15 protein-coding genes are annotated in these 24231 nt (G+C 66.2%); 9 read left to right on the top strand and 6 right to left on the bottom strand.

What is annotated here, in order from left to right; genetic code table 11:
- Positions 1-2 precede the first annotated feature (2 nt).
- Entirely contained in the window at positions 3-3371 is a 3369-nt protein-coding gene (locus IFT67_RS01625; protein ID WP_197982886.1) for a hybrid sensor histidine kinase/response regulator, read from the top strand.
- 150 nt (positions 3372-3521) lie between these two features.
- Here the strand turns inward: IFT67_RS01625 and IFT67_RS01620 are convergent, their stop codons facing one another.
- Together IFT67_RS01620 and acs are read right to left on the bottom strand one after the other, a co-directional pair.
- Positions 3522-4145, bottom strand: a complete 624-nt coding sequence (locus tag IFT67_RS01620) for a response regulator transcription factor (protein WP_192144793.1) — start codon at positions 4143-4145, stop codon at positions 3522-3524.
- The gene (acs, locus tag IFT67_RS01615) at positions 4142-6097 is read right to left on the bottom strand and encodes an acetate--CoA ligase (RefSeq protein WP_192144792.1); all 1956 of its coding nucleotides are present in this window, start codon (positions 6095-6097) and stop codon (positions 4142-4144) included. The genes IFT67_RS01620 and acs overlap by 4 nt, the downstream gene beginning before the upstream one ends.
- A gap of 145 nt (positions 6098-6242) precedes the next feature.
- Between acs and IFT67_RS01610 the strand changes: the two genes are divergently transcribed.
- From IFT67_RS01610 to IFT67_RS01600, 3 genes are all read left to right on the top strand, one after another.
- The gene (locus IFT67_RS01610; RefSeq protein ID WP_244647129.1) at positions 6243-7700 is read left to right on the top strand and encodes a DcaP family trimeric outer membrane transporter; all 1458 of its coding nucleotides are present in this window, start codon (positions 6243-6245) and stop codon (positions 7698-7700) included.
- Positions 7701-7732: 32 nt separating this feature from the next.
- Positions 7733-9400, top strand: coding sequence for an MFS transporter (locus IFT67_RS01605; RefSeq protein WP_107962140.1), 1668 nt, complete (start codon positions 7733-7735; stop codon positions 9398-9400).
- 231 nt (positions 9401-9631) lie between these two features.
- The gene (locus tag IFT67_RS01600; protein ID WP_192144791.1) at positions 9632-11443 is read left to right on the top strand and encodes a DUF885 domain-containing protein; all 1812 of its coding nucleotides are present in this window, start codon (positions 9632-9634) and stop codon (positions 11441-11443) included.
- 50 nt (positions 11444-11493) lie between these two features.
- On the opposite strand, the gene IFT67_RS01595 is transcribed toward IFT67_RS01600, so the two are convergent.
- A complete protein-coding gene (locus IFT67_RS01595) occupies positions 11494-11937 on the bottom strand; it encodes a hypothetical protein (RefSeq protein ID WP_192144790.1) in 444 nt (147 codons plus the stop codon).
- Between the two features lie 592 nt (positions 11938-12529).
- Here IFT67_RS01595 and IFT67_RS01590 point away from each other — a divergent pair.
- A complete protein-coding gene (locus IFT67_RS01590) occupies positions 12530-13279 on the top strand; it encodes a prolyl hydroxylase family protein (protein WP_244647128.1) in 750 nt (249 codons plus the stop codon).
- A gap of 35 nt (positions 13280-13314) precedes the next feature.
- Here the strand turns inward: IFT67_RS01590 and IFT67_RS01585 are convergent, their stop codons facing one another.
- From IFT67_RS01585 to IFT67_RS01575, 3 genes are read right to left on the bottom strand one after another with little or no spacing between them, the layout of a single operon-like run.
- Positions 13315-14010 (bottom strand): L,D-transpeptidase, encoded by a 696-nt coding sequence (locus tag IFT67_RS01585; RefSeq protein ID WP_197982885.1) that lies wholly within the window; start codon positions 14008-14010, stop codon positions 13315-13317.
- A complete protein-coding gene (locus IFT67_RS01580; protein WP_192144789.1) occupies positions 14010-16712 on the bottom strand; it encodes a two-partner secretion domain-containing protein in 2703 nt (900 codons plus the stop codon). The genes IFT67_RS01585 and IFT67_RS01580 overlap by 1 nt, the downstream gene beginning before the upstream one ends.
- A 58-nt stretch (positions 16713-16770) precedes the next feature.
- Positions 16771-18453 carry a ShlB/FhaC/HecB family hemolysin secretion/activation protein gene (locus IFT67_RS01575; protein ID WP_192144788.1) on the bottom strand — a complete coding sequence of 561 codons (1683 nt, stop codon included), beginning with the start codon at positions 18451-18453 and terminating at the stop codon, positions 16771-16773.
- Between the two features lie 594 nt (positions 18454-19047).
- Here IFT67_RS01575 and IFT67_RS01570 point away from each other — a divergent pair.
- From IFT67_RS01570 to IFT67_RS01555, 4 genes are read left to right on the top strand one after another with little or no spacing between them, the layout of a single operon-like run.
- Positions 19048-19728, top strand: a complete 681-nt coding sequence (locus IFT67_RS01570; RefSeq protein ID WP_192144787.1) for an NAD(P)H-dependent oxidoreductase — start codon at positions 19048-19050, stop codon at positions 19726-19728.
- A gap of 26 nt (positions 19729-19754) precedes the next feature.
- Positions 19755-20786, top strand: coding sequence for an alcohol dehydrogenase AdhP (adhP, locus tag IFT67_RS01565; protein WP_192144786.1), 1032 nt, complete (start codon positions 19755-19757; stop codon positions 20784-20786).
- A 2-nt stretch (positions 20787-20788) separates the two neighbouring features.
- Positions 20789-23173 carry a phosphoketolase family protein gene (locus IFT67_RS01560; RefSeq protein WP_192144785.1) on the top strand — a complete coding sequence of 795 codons (2385 nt, stop codon included), beginning with the start codon at positions 20789-20791 and terminating at the stop codon, positions 23171-23173.
- Positions 23161-24186 (top strand): acetate/propionate family kinase, encoded by a 1026-nt coding sequence (locus tag IFT67_RS01555; RefSeq protein ID WP_192144784.1) that lies wholly within the window; start codon positions 23161-23163, stop codon positions 24184-24186. Before IFT67_RS01560 ends, IFT67_RS01555 begins: the two co-directional genes overlap by 13 nt.
- Positions 24187-24231 lie beyond the last annotated feature (45 nt).

Genomic DNA, 24231 nt, shown 5'->3' with positions numbered 1-24231 from the left:
GCTTGAAGGGGGAATCCCGATCCTGCAAGCGGAGCATCGTCATCGTCGGGCCAAGCGTCATCGTTGCGATCCTGGCCTATGGCGCCTTCCTGTTCACGGTCGCCTGGGTAGTGGACCGGCGTGGCCTGTCGCGCAGGCTCGGGCGGATCGCGTATCCGTTGTCGCTGGCGGTGTATTGCAGCAGTTGGACATTCTTCGGCGGCGTCGGCACCGCGGCGACGCGCGGGTGGGATTACCTCGCAATCTATCTCGGGCCGGCACTGGTGTTCCTGCTCGCGCCGAAGTTTCTCGCGCGGCTGGTGCGGCTGGCGCGCGAGGAGGGATCGAGTTCGATCTCCGACTTCATCTCCGCTCGCTACGGCCGCAGTCGGGGGACCGCGGCGATCGTCGCGGGCACGGCGTTGCTCGCATCGGTGCCGTATATCGCGCTTCAGTTGCGATCGGTGACGCTGAGTTTCGGCGCGATCGCCGGCGTGGGGAGTTCGGCGGAAGTCGGCACGTTCGTCGCGTTGCTGCTGGCGGTGTTCGCGATTCTGTTCGGTGCCCGGCGGTATGAGGTGGCGGGCCGCAATCCCGGCGTGATCGCGGCGATCGCAGCGGAGTCGCTGATCAAGCTGCTGTGCTTCGTCGTGCTCGGCGTGGTGACGGTGGCGCTGCTCGCGGACGTGCCGGCGGAGACGCTGGCGCCATCACTGGCGCGGCTTCGGTCCGGCTTCACCTGGGGGGCGTTGTCGTCGGATTTCTGGGTGCGGACTTTGCTGTCGGCGTTAGCGATCCTGTGCCTGCCGCGGCAATTCTACGTCGGCGTGATCGAAGCGCGGGGACCTGACGCGATCGCCAGGGCGCGCGGCCCTTTCATTGCCTACATGGTGGTGATTTCGCTGCTCGTGTTGCCGCTGGCGCTCGCCGGGATGACGTTGTTGCCATCCGATGCCGAGCCCGATCTCTACGTGCTCGCGGTGCCGCTGCAGCAGGGGCAGCATCTGGTCGCGCTGATCGCGTTCCTTGGTGGTTTTTCCGCGGCGACGGCGATGGTGGTGGTCGAGACGATCGCGCTGTCGACGATGGCGACAAACGACCTGCTCGCGCCGCTGCTGCTCCGGCGGCACGGCGACGCGGGCGAGGGCGAGTTGGGGCGGCGGATGCTGCGCGTGCGGCGCGTCATCATTGCCGCGATCGTCGCGGTCGCGTTGCTGTATGGACGGAGTCTTGGCGCGGACCTGCCGCTGGCGTCGATCGGACTGATCGCGTTCGCCGGCGTCGCGCAGTTCGCGCCTGCGCTGATCGCGACGGTGGGATGGGATTTCGCCAACCATACGGCCGCACGTGCCGGGCTGATCGGGGGCGTGATCGTCTGGATCTACTGCCTGTTGCTGCCGTCGATCGGCGAGGGTGTCGGGCCGGCGTTGGCGCAGGTCACGAGGGGGTGGCTCGATCCCGATGCGTTGCTCGGCTGGCGGATCGGCTCGCCGCTGGTCAATGGCACAGTGTGGAGCCTGGGCATCAACGTCGCGCTGATGGCCGGGCTGCACATGCGCGAGCGGCACCGTGGGAACGCTGCGCTCGACCACGTCACGACGCTCGGCGAGTTGCGGATGCTGGTCGCGCGGTTCGTCGGCGATGGCGAGGCGGAGGCGATCGGCGTGGCGTCGCCCGATCTGCGCGCGCCGATCGACGGCCCCGCTGCGCGCACCGCCGAGCGGTTGATTGCGGGCGTGATCGGCGCTCCGTCGGCACGCAAGATCGTCGCGTCGAGCATTGCCGGGTCGGCGATCGACGTCAGCGACGTGGTGCGGCTGCTCGACCAGCGCGGGCGCTCGCTGCGGTTCTCGCGGACGTTGCTGTCGGCGACGCTGGAGACGATCGATCCGGGGGTCAGCGTGATCGACGCGGACCTGCGGCTGGTCGCGTGGAATCCGCGCTATGTCGAGATGTTCGACTATCCCGAGGGGTATGTCGTCGTCGGGCGCTCGATCGCCGACCTGATCCGCTACAATGCCGAGCGCGAGGGCATCGCGGGCGATATCGCGGCGCATGTCGGTCGGCGGGTGGCGCACCTCGCGCGCGGGACGCCGCACAGTTTCGAACGGCAGCGGCCGTCGGGGAGGTGGATCAAGATGGTCGGGCGACCGATGCCCGGCGGCGGGTATGTCCAGAGTTTCACCGACATCACCGCGGAAAAGGAGGCGCAGGCCGATCTCGAGGCGCGGGTGGCGGCACGGACGCAGGATCTTGCGCGCTCGAACCACATGCTCGGCGAGGCGCGCGCGATCGCCGAGACCGCGACGCGCGACAAGACGCGGTTCCTGGCGGCGGCGAGCCATGACCTGTTGCAGCCGCTGCATGCGGCGCGGCTGTTCTGCGCGGCGCTTGCGGAGGACGGGGCGCCGCATCAGGCGGAACTGGTGCGCGCGATCGATGGCGCGATCGGGTCGGCGGACACGTTGCTGCGTGCGCTGCTCGACGTGTCGCGGCTCGATGCGGGGGGCGTGGTGCCGAAGGTCGAGCGGTTTGCGCTGGGGGCGCTGATCGAGGAGCTGGCGGTGCAGTTCCGGCCGTTGGCGGGGGAGCGTGGGCTGGTGCTGGCGGCGCATCCGGGGGCGTTCAGCGTGGCGACGGATCGCTCGTTGCTGCGGTCGATCCTGCAGAATTTCCTGTCGAATGCGGTGCGCTATTCGGCGCATGGGCGGATCTGGATCGGGGCGCGGCGCAGGGGCGACGACGTGGTGATCGAGGTGCGCGACAACGGGCCGGGCATTGCTGCGGGTGACCGTGAGCGGATCTTCGAGGAGTTCGAGCGGCTCGAAAGCAAGGGGAGCGCGGGGGGCGGCGTTGGGCTGGGGTTGGCGATCGTCCGGCGGATCGCGCGGTTGCTTGGCGTGGCGGTGGAGTTGCGGTCGGACTTGGGGCGGGGGACTACGTTTGCGGTGCGGGTTCCGCTTGCGCCTGCCGGGTTGGACTTGGCGTTGCCGACGCCCTCCGCGACGCGCGCGCTGGTGCCGGGGCTGCGGGTGCTGTGTCTCGACAACGACGCGACGACCCTAGCGGCGCTCGATGCGGCGTTGCGGGCGCGGCGGTGCGTCCCGTTGCTGGCGGCGACGATCGCCGAGGCGATGGAACTGGCGGCGGACGAGGAGCCGGATGTCGCGCTGGTCGACTTTCATCTGGACGAGGCGGAGGACGGGCTCGACGTGGTTGCGCGGTTGCGGGCGATGACGCCGGCGCCGGCGATCGCGTTGGTGACGGCGGACCGCGCGGTCGTGGAGGATGTGCGGTGTGCTGGGCTTGTCGTGCTGACGAAGCCGGTGGTGCCGGCGGATTTGTGGCGGTTTATCGAGGATGCGTCTGCTGCGGCGGCTCTGGGCAGTTGAGCTTCCTTGAATCCTCCCCCGCCAGGGGGAGGTGGCGCCGAAGGCGACGGAGGGGGAGGAACCCGCAACGCACGTTTCCCTTTCCTCCCCCTCCGTCAGGCATGCGCCTGCCACCTCCCCCTGGCGGGGGAGGATCGCAAGAGGGGGCGGCTAATCGGCGAAGTGGATGTCCATCGCCCGCGCCGCGAGGACCGCTTGCGTGCGGTTTTGGACGCCGAGTTTCCGGAGGATGGCGGTCATGTGACCCTTCACCGTGCCTTCGGAGATGCCTAGGTCGAACGCGACTTGCTTGTTCAGGCGGCCGGCCAGCACGCCGAGCAGGACTTTGAGTTCGGTCGGGGTAAGGCTCGCGACGCGTGTCGCCATGTCATCGACGGAGGCCCCTTCGATCGGCGCGTCGCGTTCGCCGGCGAGGGCTCGGGCTACGGCGTTTTCCAACGTGGTTAGGTCGGCGGTCTTGGAGACGAAGCCGATTGCACCATAGGCGCGTGCACGCGGCGCCGCCTCTGCCTCGTCGGCCGAAGATATCACCATGATCGGCGTGTCCGGGCGCTCGGCATGGAGCAGCGCGACCCCCGCAAAGCCTTCCGAGCCCGGCATGCGCAGGTCGAGCAGGATCAGGTCGAGACGCTCCGCCCCGCGCACCGCGTCGACGGCCTCGCAGAGCTGCCCCGCCTCGATCACCACCGCGTCGGGCGCGGCACGGCTGACCGCCAGTTTGAGCGCTTGGCGGAACAGCGGGTGATCGTCGGCGATGAGGATCGTGCGCGTCATGCGGGTACGACGGTGGCCTCCTCGCGGCCGGCGATCAGCGCGTCGACCACCGCGGGATCGGCGAGCGTCGAGGTGTCACCGAGCTGGTCGAGCTGGTTCTCCGCGATCTTGCGCAGGATGCGGCGCATGATCTTCCCCGAGCGCGTCTTCGGGAGCGCGGGCGCGAACTGGAGGATGTCGGGGGTCGCGATCGGCCCTATCTCGCGGCGGACCCACTGCACCAGCTCCTTGCGCAGATCGTCGCTCGGCTCGGCGTTCGCGTTCAAGGTGACGTAGGCGTAGATGCCCTGGCCCTTCACGTCGTGCGGCATGCCGACGACCGCGGCCTCGGCGACCTTCGAGTGGGCGACGAGCGCGCTCTCGACTTCGGCGGTGCCCATCCGGTGGCCGCTGACGTTGATGACGTCGTCGACGCGGCCGGTGATCCAGTAATAGCCGTCCTCGTCGCGGCGGCAGCCGTCGCCGGTGAAATACTTGCCGGGATAGGTCGAGAAATACGTCTGGAAGAAGCGCTCGTGGTCGTTCCACACGGTCCGCATCTGGCCGGGCCAGCTGTCAGCGATGACGAGATTGCCCTCGACTGCGCCCTCCAGCACCTTGCCGTCCGCATCGACCAGTTCGGGGATCACGCCGAACAGGGGTTTGGTCGCGCTGCCGGGCTTGAGTACGGTTGCGCCGGGCAGCGGCGAGATCATGTGGCCGCCGGTTTCGGTCTGCCACCAGGTGTCGACGATCGGGCAGCGGCCGTCGCCAACGACGTTGTGATACCAGTTCCATGCCTCGGGATTGATCGGTTCGCCGACCGAGCCGAGCAGGCGCAGCGACTTGCGGCTGGTGCGCGTGACCCAGTCGTCGCCCTCGCGCATCAGCGAGCGCAGTGCGGTCGGTGCGGTGTAAAGGATGTTGACCTGGTATTTGTCGACGATCTGCCAGAAGCGGCTGTGATCGGGGTAGTTCGGCACGCCCTCGAACATCACCGTCGTCGCACCGTTCGCGAGCGCGCCGTACAGCGAATAGGTGTGGCCGGTGACCCAGCCAACGTCCGCCGCGCACCAGAAGATCTCGCCAGGGCGGTAGTTGAAGACGTATTCGTGCGTCATCGACGCCCAGACCAGATAGCCGCCGGTCGAGTGGAGCACGCCCTTGGGCTGGCCGGTCGAGCCGCTGGTATAGAGGATGAACAGCGGGTCCTCGGCGTTCATCGGCTCGGGTGCGCAGTCGGTCGACTGGCCCTCGACGCAGTCCGCATACCAGCAGTCGCGACCTTCGGTCATCGTGACCTTGCCGCCGGTGCGGCGGACGACGATGACGGTCTCGACCGCGAGGTCGCCGTGGTCGAGTGCGGCATCGACGTTGGCCTTCAACGGCACGGTCTTGCCGCCCCGCAGGCCTTCGTCGGCGGTGATGACGATGCGGCTGTCGCAGTCGTGGATGCGGTTGCACAGGCTCTCGGGGGAGAAGCCGCCGAACACCACCGAATGGATCGCGCCGATCCGCGCGCAGGCGAGCATCGCGAACGCCGCCTCGGGTATCATCGGCAGGTAGATCGTGACGCGGTCGCCCTTCTTGACGCCCTTCGCCTTCAGCGCGTTGCCGAGCTTCGACACCTCGTCGCGGAGTTCGGCGTAGCTGATCTTGCGGTCGTCGGCGGGATCGTCGCCTTCCCACAGGATCGCGGTCGCGTCGGGGCGCGTCTCGGCGTGGCGATCGACGCAGTTGGCGGCGACGTTGAGCTGCCCGTCCTCGAACCAGCGGATGTGGAAGTCGCTCTCGTCGAACGACGTATCCTTGATCTTGGTCGGCGGCACGATCCAGTCGAGGCGCTTGGCCTCCTTCGCCCAGAACGCGTCGGGATCGGTCGCGGCCTCGGCATACATCCGGTCATAGGCGGCGGCATCGATCAGGGCGTCCTTCGCCCATTCCGCGGGGACGGGATAGCTTGCCTCGGTCATCTGGCTCTCCTTTTGCCGCGCTGTACGCGGTCGTGTTCGGGCGATCATCCCGCACCAAAGTAAGGGGTGGACGGAGGGACGCAATGCGCCATGATGACGACGCTAATTCCACGCGTAAGACCAGTGGAAAAGCGCGGAGACGGGGATGACACTCATGGCGTTCAAGAAACGGCTGGCCTTGACGGCGCTGCTCGCGGGCACCGCGCTGGTACCCGGCGTGGCGCAAGCGCAGACGGCGCGCGAGGTTGAGCTCGAGACTCGGTTGAAGGCACTGGAGGCTGCGGTGCAGGACCTGCGCGGCGAGCTGAACGCTGCGCGGGCGACGGCTGCGACCGCGCCACGACCCGCTGCTCCGGCGACGTCGAGCGCCGCACCGACCGCGGTCGCGTCCGCGCCGAACGACTTGCATCCGACGGCCCCCGTCGGGCCGACCGCGCCGACCGCGCTTGCCGAGGCGAAAGCATCCGCCGCAGTGTCGACCGACGGGTTCAAGGTTGCGGGGACGACGGTCAAGCTCAACGGCTTCATCAAGACCTGGGCATCGGTCAGTCGCTACAGCGGCGGCAACATCGCGCCGGAATCGGTCGGTCGCGACTTCTATTTCCCGAGCATGATCCCGGTCGGCGGTCGCAACGAGGGCAACAGCCTGGAATCGCACGCCAAACAGACGCGGATCGTGCTGGCGACGGACACGCCGGTGGCAGGACACAGCCTGAAGGGTCTGCTGGAGGTCGATTTCCAGGTCGTGCCGGGATCGCAGGGTAACCAGCGCGTCGTCAGCGGCTACAACCCCGGCCTGCGGCGCGCGTTCTTTACCTATGACAACTGGCTGTTCGGTCAGGAATGGACGACCTTCCAGTATATCGGCGCGCTGCCCGAGACGACCGACTTCATCGGACCGTCGGAAGGCAGCGTGTTCGTTCGGCAGGCTCAGGTGCGGTATACACGCAAGTTGAGCGATACGCTGACGGTGTCGGTCGCGGCCGAGAACCCGGAGACCGCGTCGACCGGCCTGACCTCTGCCGCGATCGTCGAGAATGCGGACGATCGCCTGCCCGACGTCGCGGCTCGGCTGAACTACAAGACCGCGTTCGGCGAGTTCTCGCTGGCGGGTCTGGTGCGCAAGCTGACGATCGATACCGGACCGCTGAACGAGAGTGCGACGGGCTGGGGCGTTTCGTTCGCGGGCAAGGTGCCGCTCGACGTGTCCGGCCGTTCCGATATCCGCTTCATGGTCACGCACGGCGACGGGATCGGCCGGTATGTCGGCCTGAACCTTGCGCCCGACGCCGTCTTCGCGGCGGTGCCGGGCGCGGAGTTGCGGACGCCCAGCCTCACCGCTGGCTTCGCGGCGCTCAAGCTCGGCTGGACCGACAAGCTGCGCTCGACCTTCATCGGCAGCGTCCAGTCGATCGATTATCCGACCGGCGGCGAACCGATCGGCGCGAGTGCGTCGGCATGGAGCACGTCCGCCAACCTGTTCTTCTCGCCGATCAAGGCCATCGATCTGGGTGTCGAGTTCCGCCACGCGGAACGGCGGCTGGTCGACGGCCAGGTCGGCAAGCTCGACCGCGGCGAACTCGCCGCACGATACTCGTTCTAAAACATAATCGCTCCATTTGAGAGGATACCGCCATGGCGACTACAACAGGGGATGCTTCGCCCCTCGGGCATGTGAAGCAGAGCCAGCCGCTCATCATCATCGCGTCGTCGCTCGGCGCGGTGTTCGAATGGTATGACTTCTATCTCTACGGCCTGCTGGCGACGATCATCACCGCGCAGTTCTTCTCGGGCGTCAACGAAACGACCGGGTTCATCTTCGCGCTCGCGGCGTTCGCGGCCGGATTCGCGGTGCGGCCGTTCGGCGCGCTCGTGTTTGGACGGATCGGCGATGTCGTCGGGCGCAAGAACACGTTCCTCGTGACGATGGCGATCATGGGCCTGTCGACCTTCCTGGTCGGCCTGCTGCCAAGCTACGCGTCGGTCGGCGTCGCCGCGCCGATCGCGCTGGTCGTGCTGCGCCTGTTGCAGGGCCTCGCGCTCGGCGGCGAATATGGTGGTGCCGCGACCTATGTCGCAGAGCATGCGCCCGACAAGAAACGCGGGCTGTTCACCAGCTTCATTCAGACCACCGCCTCGCTCGGCCTGTTCGCGGCGCTGCTGATCGTCATCGGCGTACGTACGCTGGTGGGCGAAGAGGCATTCGCGGCATGGGGCTGGCGCATCCCGTTCATCGTCTCGATCGCGCTGCTCGCCGTGTCGCTCTGGATCCGCATGCAGCTCGAAGAGAGCCCGGTGTTCCAGAAGATGAAGGACGAGGGCAAGACCTCGAAGGCGCCGCTGACCGAGGCATTCGGGCAGTGGAGCAACCTCAAGGTCGTGCTGATCGCGCTGTTCGGTGCGGTCGTCGGCCAGGGCGTCGTGTTCTACACCAGCCAGTTCTACGCGTTGTTCTTCCTCGAGAAGAACCTGCGCGTCGACGGGCCGACCACTAACATCCTGATCGCTATCGCACTGTTGATCGCCACGCCGGCGTTCATCTTCTTCGGCTGGTTGTCGGACAAGATCGGGCGGAAATACATCATCCTGACCGGCTGTGCGCTCGCCGCACTGACGTACATGCCGCTGTTCCATGCGCTGTCGAAGGCCGCCAACCCGGCGCTCTATGCCGCGCAGGCCAATTCGCCGGTAACCGTCGTCGCCAATCCCGACGAGTGTTCGGTGCAGTTCGATCCGGTCGGCAAGAACAAGTTCGACAGCAGCTCGTGCGACATCGCCAAGGCGTATCTGGCGAAGGCCGGCATCTCGTACGCCAACGTGATCGCACCTGCGGGCACCGTCGCGCAGATCCATATCGGCGGCGCGACCATCCCGGTCGTCAACCCGGCGGTGGTATCGGGGCCTGAAAAGGCTGCTGCGATCAAGACATTCGGTGGCGAGGTGAAAGCTGCACTGACTGCGGTCGGCTACCCTGAAAAGGCGGACCCGGCGCAGATCAACAAGCCGATGGTCGTCGCGATCCTCGTCCTGCTGGTGCTGTACGTGACGATGGTCTACGGCCCAATCGCCGCGCTGCTGGTCGAGCTGTTCCCGACGCGGATCCGCTACACGTCGATGTCGCTGCCCTATCATATCGGCAATGGCTGGTTCGGCGGGTTCCTGCCGACCGCGGCGTTCGCGATGGTCGCGGCGACGGGGGATATCTATTACGGGCTCTGGTATCCGATCCTCGCCTGCGCAGTGACGGCGGTTGTCGGTCTCGTATTCCTGCCAGAGACGTTCCGTCGTTCGCTGCATAGCTGAGGAGACATGATCCGATCGTGACGATCGAAACAGCGACGTAACACCACGGCGGTGTCGGCCCGGTTACCAACCGGATCGATGCCGCCGATTGTCGTTATGAGACTTCGGCAAGCGGCCGCCGCGAACGACGCGCTCTGCGATGTATCCCATCGCGATTCCGGCATGTTTGGACGGGATGCTTTCTGTGTGCGTACCCGATAGGCTGCACGACAGTTGATCGAAGGAGTGGATATGCATCGCCGTAAATTTCTCGCGAGCGCGACCGCTGCGTCCGTGGTCGGCGCGCTGCCGATCCGGGCCGAGGCGGCCACTGCCGATCGCAATACGGCGCTTCGCACGATACTCGACCGGTTCTTCTACGCGCGGCTCGATGCCTCGCCCGAGCAGGCGACCCGGCTTGGGTTGGATAGCGGCAGCCGCTCCGCACTGAAATCCAAGCTCGACGATCAGTCGTCGGCCGGACAGGCGGACGATCTTGCGCGTGCCAAGGCAGAACTGGCTGAGCTCCGATCGTTCGGCGCGCATGGTCTCTCGCCGGCCGCGGCGCTGGATTACGAGGTCGTGAGCTATCAGCTGACCCGTGCAGTGGCCGGCGCCGAGCGCTTCACGTACGGCGATAGTCTCGGTCGGTTTGCGCCTTATGTCCTGAGCCAGTTGACCGGTCCTTACCGCGACGTGCCCGATTTCCTCGAATCGCAGACGCGCGTGCGCGACGCGGACGAGGCCGACGCCTATATCGAGCGGCTCTCGGCGTTCCCGAAAGCGATCGACGACAGCACAAGGCGGCAACGCAGCGATGCGGCGCGCGGCGTGTTCGCGCCCGACTATATTCTCGACACCACGCTGAAGCAGCTCGGTAGTGCGATGGAGCGTCCGGCGGATCAGACGGTGATGGTCGCAAGTTTCGCCGCCAAACTGAAGGCCGCCAATCTTCCGCCCGAGCGCGTCGCGAAGGCGACGACGATCGTGCAGCGCGACGTCTTTCCAGCGCTGGAACGTCAGCGCGCGCTGGTCGCCGAACTCCGCGGCAAGGCGGTGCACGACGCAGGCTGCTGGCGCTTGCCCGACGGCGATGCCTATTATACCGCCGCAACGGAGGCCGCGACAACGGTGGCGATGAGCGGTGACGAGATCCACCGTCTGGGGCTGGCGCAGGTTGCCGAAATCGGTGCGCGGATCGACACGATCCTGAAGGCGCAGGGCATGACCAAGGGCAGCGTCGGCGAACGGCTGGTCGCGCTCAACCAGCGACCCGACCAGCTCTATCCGAACACCGACGCCGGCCGCGATGCGTTGCTGGCGCATCTCAACCGCCAGATCGTCGCGATGCAGGCCCGCCTGCCCGAGGCGTTCGCAAGCCTGCCCAAGGCGCCGGTCGAGGTTCGCCGCGTGCCGCCGACCATCCAGGCCGGTGCACCTGGTGGGTATTACCAGAATGCGTCGCTCGACGGATCGCGACCCGCGATCTACTACATAAATCTGCGCGACACCTTCGATCGTCCGAAATTCGGTCTTGCGACGCTGACGCATCATGAGGCCGTACCGGGTCATCATCTTCAGGTGAGCCTCGCGCTCGAAAGCGCTGAAATTCCGTTGATCCGCCGCCGCGGATTTTTCAGCGGCTATTCCGAAGGCTGGGCCTTGTATGCCGAGCAGCTCGCCGACGAGATGGGGATGTATGAAGGCGATCCGCTGGGGCAGGTCGGATATCTCCAGTCGCTGCTGTTCCGCGCGACGCGGCTCGTCGTGGACAGCGGCATGCATGCCAAGCGCTGGAGCCGCGAGCGAGCGACCGACTATCTGATCGCCACTACGGGTATCGCACGGGGACGAAGCCAGGGCGAAATCGATCGCTACACGGTTTGGCCGGGGCAGGCGTGCAGCTACAAGATCGGCCATACCGTCTGGACTCGCCTGCGTGCCGAAGCGGAGAAAAAGCCGGGCTTCTCGTTGAAGCAATTCCACGCCGTCCTGCTCCAGGGCGCGATGCCGCTTGCGATTTTGGAGCGCGTCGTTCGCCGAGGGGGCATTGCGGCCGGCTGATCCGGCAGCTTTCCGATGCCTGCGGTCGGTCGATTTTTACAAGTGCGGGTTTAGCGCGAAAAGCATTGCTGCATGTAAGCGATCCGGGTCGGACCATCGGCGTGCGCCGCGTCGCCGGGAAACCCACGCATCGAGTTTTCGAGTTTGCCGAGCTCATCTCGCGACAGCCAACCCTGGATCTTGCCCTGCTGAACCGACCAGCAGTCCGCAGCGGCCTCACCCGGACCGAATATCTGATGCGCGCATTCATGCGTATACCAGAAGAGCTGCTGTGCGCGGGGCAGATTGAGGACGCGGGGGTGAAGGATGATCCGTCCACGATAGGCCGCTGCGATATCGTCGATCGGCTTGATCATCGTGTCGACCGGACCACAGGTCGCGCGGTAACCGGCCAGCAGCAGAGCGCCTGGCAGGATAAGACGCTGCGCAGCCGCAGGGTGGGGAGCGAGCGCCAGCAACGACGCCGCCGCGCACGCGAGAATGTTTTTGAACATGACGATCCTGGCCCCGCGGACCGCGAGGACGTGTCGGAGGAATTTTGGGAATTGCGCGCCGATGGACGGCGGCGACCTGACTACAGGTCGGGCTGCACTATCTGAGGTACAGGAACAGAAGCCCGGCCCAGAGGAGCAGCGAGAGCAGCAGGGCGGCAACTAGGCCGAGCGCTACCGGGTAGAAGATATCATCGGCCGACGGTTCTGGTACGAACCGCAGGGTATCACGTCGCTTGATACGCGACGTGATGGTAGGCGTTGCTGCTCGCAGCGTACGAAATATCGATTCCGCACCTGCCGAAAATATCGGTTGCATGATAGGTCTCCGCCGATGTCCGTTAAATCGCGTCACCCGTCGCTCTCGCCGGCAGCGGAGCATGGGATGTTCCCGAACTCTTCGGTCTGGTGCGACTTAGCGCATCCATCAGGGCGGGGTGGTCGCGAAAAATTCGCTCAACCGGCCTAACCTATGTTGGTCGTATAAGATAAACGTACGTTAGAGCCGAAAGATGCATCTACTAAAAATATAAATCCATGATAGGAATGTAGGCTATCGCTCTGGTCGAAATGCGATGACTAAGGCAGTGAAAAGATGTCGGAATTTCTCAATACTGGCGCGTGGCCGACCGATGTTTCCGGTAACACGTCGTTGATATCCGCGCGATTGAACGCGCTTGATCTTCGTGATGGTCAGATGGAGGCGCTCACCCGTGCCGACTCTGCGATCGGCGTTCGCGAACGGATCGCGTGCTATCCCGATGCCGTCCGCATCCCGGCGAACAGTGTCGAGCTGTATATCGTCCGTAACTTCCTGTCGGTCGAAGAATGCGATGCACTGATAGCGCTGATCGATGACAATCGCGTGCCATCACCCGTAGTTGCCGACAACCCGGTTCCTTTGTCGCGCACCAGCGAGACCTGTTACCTGTACGCCGGGCCTGGTCCCGTGACGGCGGTGGAGACTAAGTTAGATGCGCTGACGGGGCTCGAACCGCGGTTCGGCGAGGCGCTGCAGGGCCAGCGCTACGCGGTGGGACAAGAGTTCAAGCCACATCACGACTATTTCGATACCGGCCAGCTGTATTGGCGAAATCAGGTGCCGATCGGTGGTCAGCGGACCTGGTCGGCGATGACGTTCCTCAACGAGCCCGAAGCGGGCGGCCGCACGAACTTCCCGACCGCGGGCGTGATGATCGCACCGAAAGCGGGCAATCTGGTGATCTGGAACAACATGGACGAGCTGGGGCGTCCGAATCCGGGATCGCTGCATCAGGGCATGCCCGTCGAACAGGGCACGAAATACGTCCTGACCAAATGGTATCGCGAACGGCCCTGGGGCTGAGCCGGTCGAGGACTGGTTCGGCTCGGTCCGGTTACTTAGTCCGGAACTGCAAAGACGCTGCGTAACGGCTTGGTTTCGGGAAGAATGTAGACGATCCCGACAGTCTCGGTGAACAGCGGCTTCACGACGTCGTCGTAGAATTTGGCGGGCACGTTGATGCAGCCGTACGAAATCCGGTTGTCGTCCGGCGATGCGGACGCAAGTCGCGCGGCACGGTGATCCTGAGGCCGGCCGGCGATGACGCGGTGCAGCGAGAGCGCGGCATCGTAATCGACCCATAATATATCCTGGTCGAAATCGTTGCCGAGCGATGCCTGGAAACGACCCGCGGGCGTGGTGCGCTCGGCCGGCGTGATCGTCGCCAGCTTCCGATGCCCGATACCGGGTACGCTGGCATCGCTGCGCGCCAAGCCGAGCAGGGCGGGGGAAGCACCCCGAAGCGAGCCCTTGCCATCGAACGCCAGGACCTTGGCATTCACCTTGTCGATGACGATGAACGGCAAACCGCGATTGTCGTGCGAGGTCGTCACCCAGTTGGCCGTATCGCGCGCATCGCGCGAGGTCGCTTCGCCTTGGAATTGGACGATCTCTGCGCCGACGGACGACGCCGCTGTCGGCGCGCCCTTATCCGCCTGCTTTGAGACGCTGGCTGGTGCGGCGTTTGCGGAGGAAACACTGATCGTGATCGCGAAGACCAGCGAGGCGAGGCCTCGCTGGTGCAACGGTCTCATCAGTTTCGCGCCTGCTTGCGGGGGTAGACCGGAACCGTGGGTTTGGCGGGTGGCGTCGGCACGGGCGGCACGGTGACGTTCTGCGTCGGTGGTGTAGGTGGCGTCGGGGCCGGCGGGACGAGCGTGGTGCCGACCGGGGGGCTGCCCTCGGGCATTTCCACCCTGACGATTCCAGGGCGATCGGGCGTGGGCGGCGTCACACCGCCGTCGACGATCTCGATCGGCGGCGGATTTGGCACGCGGACGCGAACGGGCGGGACCTCGATAATCGGCCTTGTCGCGTTGGGAAGCTGCGGCACGACCGGGGGCGTCGGCGTCGGCGTCGGCGTCGGCGTTGGCGTTGGCGTTGGCGTTGGCGTTGGGGCCGGAGCTGGAGCTGGAGCTGGAGCTGGAGCCGGGGCAGGCGCTGGAGCTGGCGCTGGAGCGGGCGCTGGAGCCGGGGCGGGTGCTGGAGCCGGGGCGGGCGCTGGTGCCGGGGCGGGTGCTGGAGCCGGGGCGGGCGCTGGTGCCGGGGCGGGTGCTGGAGCCGGAGCGGGCGCTGGTGCCGGGGCAGGCGCCGGAGCTGGAGCCGGAGCTGGGGCGGGCGCTGGTGCCGGGGCGGGCGCTGGTGCCGGGGCAGGCGCCGGAGCGGGTGCTGGAGCCGGGGCGGGCGCTGGTGCCGGCGCTGGGGCGGGCGCCGGTGCGGGAGCAGGCGCTGGAGCAGGTGCCGCAGCCGTGATCGTCCCGGTCGTCCGGAACCCGGCGACGCAGCACGAGCTTGCCAGCGCGTATTGGTCCCCGTTCGCGCCGGTCAGCGTGTAGCCGCTGAAGCTGACGCCGATGCCGGTGCCTTCGCCGGTGCTGTCGAACGTCGCGGTCGCGTTCGGGCCGGCGACCAGCGATACGCCGGTCGGCGTGCCCGAGGTGCCGTTGGTGTTGAACCCGCTCAAGACCGCCGCATTGGTGCCGTCGGCGACCTTCTGCGCGGTCGGGAACAGCAGCATCCGCTGGGTGATCGCTGCGCCTTCGGTCAGGACGAACTCGGTCGAGAAGTCGGTCGGCGTGGTGTACGAAACCGGGTTGTAATTGATCGACACCGGCGCCGCGGTGACGGTGGTCGGCGGCGACAGCGCGGAGAACACGATCGTGCCGCCGTTGACGCCCGGCCCGGTGCCGTCCGACCCAGCGATCAGCGTGAGGCCTACCGGCAGGCCGAGGCTCTGCGCCGGAATTGTCGTGCCGCGAGTTAGCGTGACCGCCGCGTCGATCATCACGTCATGGCCTGCGCACAAGGCGATGTTGCCGTCGGTCGTCGTGATCGCGTGGAACACCTGTACGTTGCGCCCGGCGTTGAGCAGGATGCTGCCGTTGGTCGTGGTCAGGTCCGCGTTGACGTTCACGTCGCGGCCGCAGCACGCGACGATGTTGCCGTTGGTCGCGGTGATCGGCGCGTTGATGTTGACGTCGCGAAAGGCGTTCATCGTCAGCGTCGTCGGCACGCCCGACGCGGTCCACGCGACCGCATCATTGACGAAGATATCGCCGTTGCCGGTGGTCGTGTCGCCCGCCGCGGGGATCGTGCTGATCGTGATGCTGGTCGTGACGAGCTGCGCCGACAGCGTAGCGCCCGAAATGTTGCCGCCCGCGCCGATCACGTAATCCTGCGGATCGATCAACCACATGCCGGTCAGGCCGGACCGCGCGAAGGTCGAGACCTTGGCGCTATCGGCGACGTTGACGGTGGCCGCCGACGTCTCGATGAAGCCGCCATTGCCGCCGACGGGTGCGCTCGCATCGAGTTCGCCGCTGACGGTGACGGTGCCGGTCTTCATGTCGCCGAGCAGCAGGATCGTGCCGCCGCGGTTCTGCAACGTCCGCGCCTCGACGATGCCGGTGTTGTTGACCGCGGTATGGAGCAGGTCGCCAGCGCCTTGCGCGGTCATCACGACCTTGCCGCCGTCGGCGCGGATCAGCCCGCCGTTACGCACCAGCGCGCCGACCGCACCCTTGTCGACCGCGACGTTGAGCAGCCCGTCACCCGCGACATCGAGCGTGATCGCCTCGCCACCCGCGAGCACGACGCTGCCGAAATTCGCCTTGATCGTCCCGCTGTTGCCGACGTTTGCGCCCAGCAACGCGACGTAGCCGCCCTTCGCGGTGATCTTGCCATCGTTCTGGACCGACGCGCCGCTCGTCCCCGCGAAACTGTTCTTCCCCGCGAGGAAATCGGCATCGGAGATGTTAAGCGTCGAGGCGACCAAGCCACCGACGTTCACGTTGGCGGTCTGGCCGAACAGGATGCCGTTCGCGTTGACCAGGAACACCTTCCCGTTCGCCGACAGATTGCCGAGGATGACCGACGGATCGGTGCCGAGCACGCGGTTCAATGCGACCGAACTGCTGTTGGGCTGGTCGAAGACGACGCTCTTGCCTTTGCCGATCGAGAAGGACTGCCAGTTGATCGCCGCGCGGTCGCTGGTCTGCGTCACGGTCAGCGACTTGGTACCGGTCGCGATGCTCGCCTGGCCAGCGACGACCTCACCGCCGGTCGGGAGCGTCTGCGCCTCGACCGGACGCGCCGCCACCGTGCCCGCGAGGCTGAACCCGATCAGCCACGCGAACCGCGCGAGGCCGGTCGTGCCGAACAAGCCGCCGCGCTTGATGCGCGTGACAGTGGGAGCGGGGCGACTGGTGTTTCTGATCGACGAAGGGATGGGGGTCATGTGCGGTATCCTCGGTGGCGGCGGATGGCCGCTGAATTTTTGTGGGGTGCTGGTGCGCTCAGAAGGTCTTCGAGAGCTGGAACCAGGCGCGGCCCGACTTGTCGGGGGCGGACGTCGCATCGGCATCGCCGAGTTTCCGCGCGTAAGTCGCCCTGGCGGCGATCCCGTACGGTCCCGCCCAGCTCAGGCCGGCGCCGTACGCGCTGCGTTTCGCGTGGTTCGATCCGTCGAAATACGTGTGCTTGACGAAATCGACCTCGCCGACATCGACGAACCCGAACAGCTGGAGCGCACCCGGCACGACCTGCGGCAAGGCCAGCCGCGCCTCGGCGGTGGCGACATAGCCCTGGTCGCCGTAAGCCTCGCCCTCTGGGTAGGCGCGGACGGCATAGGCGCCGCCCAGCTCCATCTTCTCGGAGATGTCGAGGTTGCTGAACGCGATCTGCCCGCGCGCGGACGCGAACAGCGACAGCGGCCCGGCGATCGTCTGCAACCGCGCGAAGCTGAACTGCACCTTCCCGTAGCTGCCGTCGGTGCGTGCGGTCAGCGCATCGATCGAGCGCTCGAACGCGCCGCGAATGTCGAGATTGCCGACCGAGTAGCTCAGCGAATACGCGCTCCAGCCGCCCCCGAGCAGCGTGTCGTGCTCATCGCCGCTCAACCCTGCGGTGACGACCTGCGCACGGCGATAGGTCGTGACGTCGACGATGCCGATCTTGTCCTCGAACCATTTCACGTCGCCGCCGAGCGTCACGTACAGGTTGTTGTCGCGCGAGCGGATCAGCGGATAGCTCGCATAGACGCTGGCGACGTCGGCGTTGCCGCTGCCGTCGAGGCTGTCGAATTCCTTGCCGAGCGAATAGTCGAGATGCGCGAACGCGACGCCGAGCGTGACCTGCCCGATCGGTGCCTGGTACGATGCGCGGCCGTAGGCGAGCCCGGAGAACGAGGTCAGCGCGCGCAGGCTCAGCACGTCGCCCGAGCCCGTCGGGTTGTTCCAGTTGACCACGCCGCCGACGCGGTACGCGCCGGTGTAGCGATTGCCGGCATTGTCGGCCTCGACGCTGCCGGTGATGCTCTGGCCGGGGGTGATCGCGACCAGCAGGTCGGACGTGCCGACTGCGGTGCCGGGGCTGAGCGTCGAGGATACGCGCACGCCGGGCAGGTCAGACAGCATCAGCAGGCGGCGTTCGAGCGGCGCGACCGCGACTGGATCGCCGACGTCGAGCCCGGTGAGGATGCCGTTTGCGACGCTATCCGACAGCCGCGACTCGTTCTTGAGCCCGATCGCGCCGAAATGCCCTTCCAGCACTGCGATCGTGACCGCGCCGCTCTGCACGTCCTGCTCGGGGAGGTAGGCGTTCGCGACGAAATAGCCGCGGCTCGTGTAATAGGCGGTGATCCGCGCGGCGAGCGTCTTCAGTTCGGACAGGTCGAGCTCGCTGTTCGGCGTGAACTCCGACGCGGCGATCAGGTCAGCCTCGGGAAACAGCGTCGCACCGGTCACGCGCAGCGACCGGACGAGCGTCTTCGGCCCACCAGCGGCAGGAACGACGACCGGCGCTTTCCGATCGAAGCCGAAGTCGGGCGCGGGCGTCTCGTTCAACGGTACGGGCGGGATCTGCTGGAGCTGTCCACCGGCCCCGACGGGAACCTGCGCCTGCGCCGATTGCGTCGAAATCAGCAGGGCAGCCGGGCTCACAGCCGCAAGCGCGGCCGCCCAAAGGGTCGACTTGTACATGAACACCTCGAAAGTCACCGCGGATGGAAGGCACGGGTCTCCCATCCGCAGCAGCGGGAGCCGTTCGAGTAGAGGGTAGAGCGCCCGAAGCGAGGACGAAGCCTTCGTAAAGATCAGGGCCGCGACGTGATCGCGTTGCACTGCATCTCACTACAGATGATGAGGCGTAAGAGCTTGGGACGTCGTCGGTCGCGAGAATCGCGGTGTATGGCTTACCCCAAAGCGTCCTTAACATATGTCTGGAAACTAACTTTGACACAAGACAATTACGTCATTTGTGCATAAATAAATTACAATTTTTCAGACATGTAGAGAAAACCCAAGTTTTCCGACAGATTCCCGTGAGTTTTGCCGAAGTTATCCGGATGCGACATCAGACGGTTTCGAGCCAGCGACACTAATTGGTTACCGGCCACGATAGTCTCGTTAACCTTTCGCCAAGCGCGCCTCGATGCACGAGTGCGTAATTCCCGAGGGTCAACTGCAATCGCTCGATCGCGTAGTTCTACCTTACCCGGACGCCTTGGATCACCGCGCTGCAAGCTCGTGCGCGATCCCGTGGAGTCCGCTGCGTACTGAAGGGAAAGGCCGACGATGTCCGACGAGCGATCTGCAGCGGGAGGCCGGCACGCGGTGATCCTGTGCCACCCCGATCCGTCGAGCTTCAATCACGCGATCGCGGTCGCCTATTGCGACGCGGTTCGTGCGGCCGGACAGGTGGTCGTCCTGCGCGATCTCTACGCGATCGGGTTCGATCCGGTGCTGAAGGCGGCGGAGCGGCCAACGACTGTCGCAGCAGCCTACGGGCAGGATGTGCTCGACGAGGTGGATGCCATTTCCGGATGCGACGTGTTCGTGCTGGTCTATCCGATCTGGTTCGGGACGCCGCCGGCGATGCTGAAGGGCTATGTCGAGCGCGTGTTCGGTGCGGGTGTGCAACCGGAGGCGCTGCAAGGCCGGGTGCGGACCGATCTGTTGGGCGGCAAGCGGTTGCTCAGCTTCTCGACGTCGGCCGCCAGCAAGATCTGGCTCGACGAACAGGGCCAGGGGCAGGGGCTGAACAGCGTCTTCGATCAGTATATCGTCCACGCGTTCGGGATGCGATCGCAGGAGCATCGCCGGTTCGCGCATATCACGCAGGACCTCCGCAAGCAGTTCGCCGACCAGTATCTCCGCGACGTCGCCGTCCAGGCACAGCGGACCTGCGCGCAGATCGCATTCGGGGACGAGGCCTTGCTGGCCGATCCCGCGCTCGTCGCCCGGATGGCACGCTGATCCATCCGCATCTTCAAGGAAATTCCATGACCCGTATGATGCAAGCCGCCGTCGTCGAGGCGTTCGGCAAACCCCTGATCTTGCGCGAATGGCCGGTGCCGGTTGCCGGACCGGGCCAAGTCGTCGTCAAGACCGAGGCATGCGGGGTGTGCCACACTGATCTGCACGCCGCGCACGGCGATTGGCCGGTCAAACCTACGCCGCCGTTCATTCCGGGGCATGAGGGCATCGGCATCGTCGTCGAGGTCGGCGCGGGGGTGACGATCGTGAAGCTTGGCGACCGGGTTGGCGTGCCGTGGCTTTACTCCGCGTGCGGGCATTGCGAATATTGCCTGTCCGCGTGGGAAACCGTGTGCGCCGAGGCGGAGTTCGGCGGCTACACGCGCAATGGCGGGTTCGCGGAGTATATCCTCGCCGACCCGAACTACGTCGCGCATATTCCCGCCGGCCTGTCCGCGATCGAGGCAGCGCCGATCATCTGTGCGGGGATCACCACCTACAAGGGCATCAAGGAAACCGGCGCGAAGCCGGGCGAGTGGATCGCGATCTCGGGCGTCGGCGGTCTGGGGCATCTGGCAGTGCAGTACGCCAAGGCGATGGGGTTGCGCGTTGCCGCTGTCGATGTCGACGAGGGCAAGCTCGCCCATGCCAAGGCGCTTGGCGCGGAACTGTTGATCGACGCGCGCGAGCCCGACGCGATCGCGGCGCTGAAGGATGGGACGGGGGGCGGCGCGCACGGCGTGCTGATCACCGCGCCTTCCTTGACCGCGTTCAATCAGGGCGTGGCGATGACACGGCGCAAGGGGACGTGCGTGCTCGTCGGCCTGCCGCCGGGTGACTTTCCGATGCCGCTGTTCGACGTCGTGGCGCAGTGCATCACGGTGCGCGGGTCGTTCGTCGGGACGCGCAAGGACATGGCGGAGGCGCTCGCCTTTGCTGCCGATGGCAAGGTGAAGGCCGATATCGAAGTGCAGCCCTTGTCGGCGATCAACGACATCTTCGACCGGCTGCAACACGGGCAGGTCGCGTCGCGCGTCGTCCTCGATTTCGGGAGCTGAACATGGCCGATACTGCAACGCTGGCACCTGCGAAGACGCACCCGCTGTCCCACGACATGCTGCGCCGGATGGACGCCTATTGGCGCGCGGCGAATTACCTGTCGGTCGGGCAGATCTATCTGCGCGACAATGCGTTGCTCGATCGGCCGCTGACGATCGCCGACGTCAAGCCGCGGCTGCTCGGGCATTGGGGGACGACGCCCGGGCTGAACTTTCTGTACGTCCATCTCAACCGGCTGATCGTCGAGCATGACCTCGACATGATCAACATCATCGGGCCGGGGCATGGCGGGCCGGGGCTGGTGGCCAACACCTATCTGGAGGGCTCGTACACCGAACGCTACCCGGCGATCGAGCGTAGCCGCAGCGGCATGCACCGGCTGTTCCGGCAATTCTCGTGGCCGGGTGGCATCCCGAGTCATGTTGCGCCCGAGACGCCGGGATCGATGCACGAAGGCGGCGAGCTCGGGTACTCGCTTGCGCACGCTTACGGCGCGGCGTTCGACAATCCCGACCTGATCGTCGCGTGCGTGGTCGGCGACGGCGAGGCGGAGACCGGCGCGCTGGCGGCGAGCTGGCATTCGAACAAGTTCCTCAATCCCGCGCGCGACGGTGCGGTGCTGCCGATCCTGCATCTCAACGGCTTCAAGATCGCCAACCCGACGATCCTCGCGCGGATCGACGGGCATGAGCTCGACGCGTTGCTGCGCGGCTATGGGCATGAGCCCTATTATGTCGGCGGGAGCGACCCGGCGGCGGTCCACCAACAGCTTGCCGCCGCGCTCGACAAGGCGCTGGCGCGGATCCAGGCGATCCAGGCGGCGGCGCGGATCGAGGGCGTGAAGCCCGAACGACCGCGCTGGCCGATGGTCGTGTTCCGCACGCCGAAAGGCTGGACCGGGCCGAAGTTCGTCGATGGCAAGCCGGTCGAGGGTACGTGGCGCGCGCATCAGGTGCCGATCGCGGACTTCAAGGATCCAGAGCATCTGCGCCAGCTCGAAGACTGGATGCAGAGCTACCGGCCCGAAGAGCTGTTCGACGAAACGGGCAAGTTCCTTGAGGAGTATGCGTCGCTCGCACCGACCGGGCATCGGCGGATGGGGTCGAACCCGCATGCCAATGGCGGCGAGCTGATGGTGCCGTTGTCGTTGCCCGATTTCCGTGAGTTCGCGGTGGCGGTGGACGCGCCGGGCAAGGTCAAGGCCGAGGCGACGCGGGTGCTTGGGCGCTATCTGCGCGACGTGATGAAGCTCAATCTGGCCAGCGTGAACTTCCGGCTGTTCGGGCCGGACGAGACCGCGTCGAACCGGCTTGCCGACGTGTACGACGTGTCGGGGAAGGTGTGGATGGCGGAGATCGAGGCGGTCGACGAGCATCTCGGGCCCGACGGCCGCGTGATGGAGGTGCTGAGCGAGCATCTGTGCCAGGGTTGGCTCGAAGGGTATCTGCTGACCGGGCGGCACGGGCTGTTCTCGTGTTACGAGGCGTTCGTCCACATCGTCGATTCGATGGTCAACCAGCATGCCAAGTGGCTGAAGGTGACCAAGGCGATCCCGTGGCGGCGGCCGATCGCGTCGCTCAATTACCTGCTGACGTCGCATGTCTGGCGGCAGGATCACAACGGGCTGTCGCATCAGGATCCGGGGTTCATCGATCACGTCGCGAACAAGACCGCGGACGTCGCGCGGATTTACCTGCCGCCCGATGCGAACTGCCTGTTGTCGGTCGGCGATCACTGCCTGCGCAGTCGCGGCTATGTGAACGTGATCGTCGCGGGGAAGCAGCCGGAGTGGCAATGGCTCGGGATCGACGCGGCGGTGCGGCACTGCACCGCGGGCGCGGGGATCTGGGACTGGGCGGGTAACGACGCCGACCCCGACGTGGTGATGGCGTGCGCGGGCGACGTGCCGACGCTGGAGACGCTGGCGGCGGTGACGATGCTGCGTACGTACGTGCCCGATATCCGCATCCGGGTGGTCAACGTGGTCGACCTGATGGTGTTGCAGCCACGCTCCGAGCATTCGCACGGGCTCGACGAACGCGAGTTCGACGCGATGTTCACCGCGGACAAGCCGGTAATCTTCGCGTTCCACGGCTATCCGGCGATGATCCACAAGCTGACCTACCGGCGCGCGAACCACGCCAATATCCACGTCCGCGGGTACAAGGAGATGGGGACGACGACGACGCCGTTCGACATGGTCGTGCTGAACGATCTCGACCGGTACCGGCTTGCGCTCGATGCGATCGAGCGCGTGCCTCGGCTGCGCGATTGTGTGCCGCGCGAGACGGCGCGGTATTGGACTACGATGGAGCGGCACAAGCTCTACATCGCCGAGCAGGGCGACGATTTGCTGGAGGTGCGTGACTGGCAATGGTCGCGGTAGTTCTCGCGCTCAACAGCGGGTCGTCGTCGCTCAAATACGGGCTGTACGCGGTCGATCCGGAGCCCGTCCTGCTCGTCGGCGGGACGATCGAGACGCCCGACGATGATGGCGACGATCATGGGCGCTTCTTCGACACGATCGAGACCGCGTTGAAGGGGCGGCCGACGCCGACGGTGATCGGTCACCGGATCGTCCACGGTGGCCCGCACCGCGACGCGCATTGCCGGATCGACGACACGGTAATGGCGGATCTGGAGGCGGCATGCGCGTTCGCGCCGCTGCACGGCCCTGCATCGCTGGCGCTGATCCGGGCCGCGGAGGCGCGCTATCCGCGCGTGCCGCAGATCGCGTGCTTCGATACCGCGTTCCATGCGGGCATGCCCGACATCGCCCGGACGCTGCCGATCCCGCGCGAATACCAGGCGGCTGGCGTGCGACGCTACGGCTTCCACGGCCTGTCCTGCGAGTCGATCGTCCGCCAACTCGGCGGCGACATGCCGGCACGGCTGGTGATCGCGCATCTCGGCAACGGCGCGAGCGTGACCGCCGTGCGCGATGGGCGATCGATCGATACCAGCATGGGGCTGACCCCGTCCGGCGGCGTGATGATGGCGACGCGGACGGGCGATATCGATCCCGGCGTGTTGCTGTACCTGCTGCGAGAAACCGAGCTGGACGCGAAGGCGCTGGCGACGCTGGTCGATCATGCTTCCGGGATGACGGGTATCTCGGGGCTGTCCGGCGACATGCGCGTTCTGCGCGCTGCGGCGACCAAAGACGCCGACCTCGCCATCCGGATGTTCGAGCGATCGGTGTGCAAGCAGATCGCAGCGATGATCGCCTCGCTCGGCGGCGCAGACATGCTCGTGCTGACGGGCGGCATCGGCGAGAACGACGGACACACCGGCCGCGCGGTTCGCGACGGGCTGGCCTGGATACCGGGACTCGACGTCCGTGTGATCGCGTCGCAGGAAGATGCGCAGATCGCCGTGCATGCCGCCGCGCTCGCGTGAGAACAGCGGCGAGTACGTGCTTTCCGAGTCCCGACGTCGGATACC

The organism is Sphingomonas sp. CFBP 13728 (assembly GCF_014841895.1).
In the GTDB taxonomy this organism is placed as follows: Bacteria; Pseudomonadota; Alphaproteobacteria; order Sphingomonadales; family Sphingomonadaceae; genus Sphingomonas.
The sequence above is the reverse complement of the archived record's forward strand: the minus strand, read 5'-3'. Positions and strand labels throughout refer to the sequence as shown.

Bases quoted from the DNA above. Each gene is read 5' to 3' on its own strand.
- IFT67_RS01620 (WP_192144793.1), bottom strand. From the start codon at position 4,145: ATGACGCGCACGATCCTCATCGCCGACGATCACCCGCTGTTCCGCCAA.
- acs (WP_192144792.1), bottom strand. From the start codon at position 6,097: ATGACCGAGGCAAGCTATCCCGTCCCCGCGGAATGGGCGAAGGACGCC.
- IFT67_RS01610 (WP_244647129.1), top strand. From the start codon at position 6,243: ATGACACTCATGGCGTTCAAGAAACGGCTGGCCTTGACGGCGCTGCTC.
- IFT67_RS01605 (WP_107962140.1), top strand. From the start codon at position 7,733: ATGGCGACTACAACAGGGGATGCTTCGCCCCTCGGGCATGTGAAGCAG.
- IFT67_RS01600 (WP_192144791.1), top strand. From the start codon at position 9,632: ATGCATCGCCGTAAATTTCTCGCGAGCGCGACCGCTGCGTCCGTGGTC.
- IFT67_RS01595 (WP_192144790.1), bottom strand. From the start codon at position 11,937: ATGTTCAAAAACATTCTCGCGTGCGCGGCGGCGTCGTTGCTGGCGCTC.
- IFT67_RS01590 (WP_244647128.1), top strand. From the start codon at position 12,530: ATGTCGGAATTTCTCAATACTGGCGCGTGGCCGACCGATGTTTCCGGT.
- IFT67_RS01585 (WP_197982885.1), bottom strand. From the start codon at position 14,010: ATGAGACCGTTGCACCAGCGAGGCCTCGCCTCGCTGGTCTTCGCGATC.
- IFT67_RS01580 (WP_192144789.1), bottom strand. From the start codon at position 16,712: ATGACCCCCATCCCTTCGTCGATCAGAAACACCAGTCGCCCCGCTCCC.
- IFT67_RS01575 (WP_192144788.1), bottom strand. From the start codon at position 18,453: ATGTACAAGTCGACCCTTTGGGCGGCCGCGCTTGCGGCTGTGAGCCCG.
- IFT67_RS01570 (WP_192144787.1), top strand. From the start codon at position 19,048: ATGTCCGACGAGCGATCTGCAGCGGGAGGCCGGCACGCGGTGATCCTG.
- adhP (WP_192144786.1), top strand. From the start codon at position 19,755: ATGACCCGTATGATGCAAGCCGCCGTCGTCGAGGCGTTCGGCAAACCC.
- IFT67_RS01560 (WP_192144785.1), top strand. From the start codon at position 20,789: ATGGCCGATACTGCAACGCTGGCACCTGCGAAGACGCACCCGCTGTCC.
- IFT67_RS01555 (WP_192144784.1), top strand. From the start codon at position 23,161: ATGGTCGCGGTAGTTCTCGCGCTCAACAGCGGGTCGTCGTCGCTCAAA.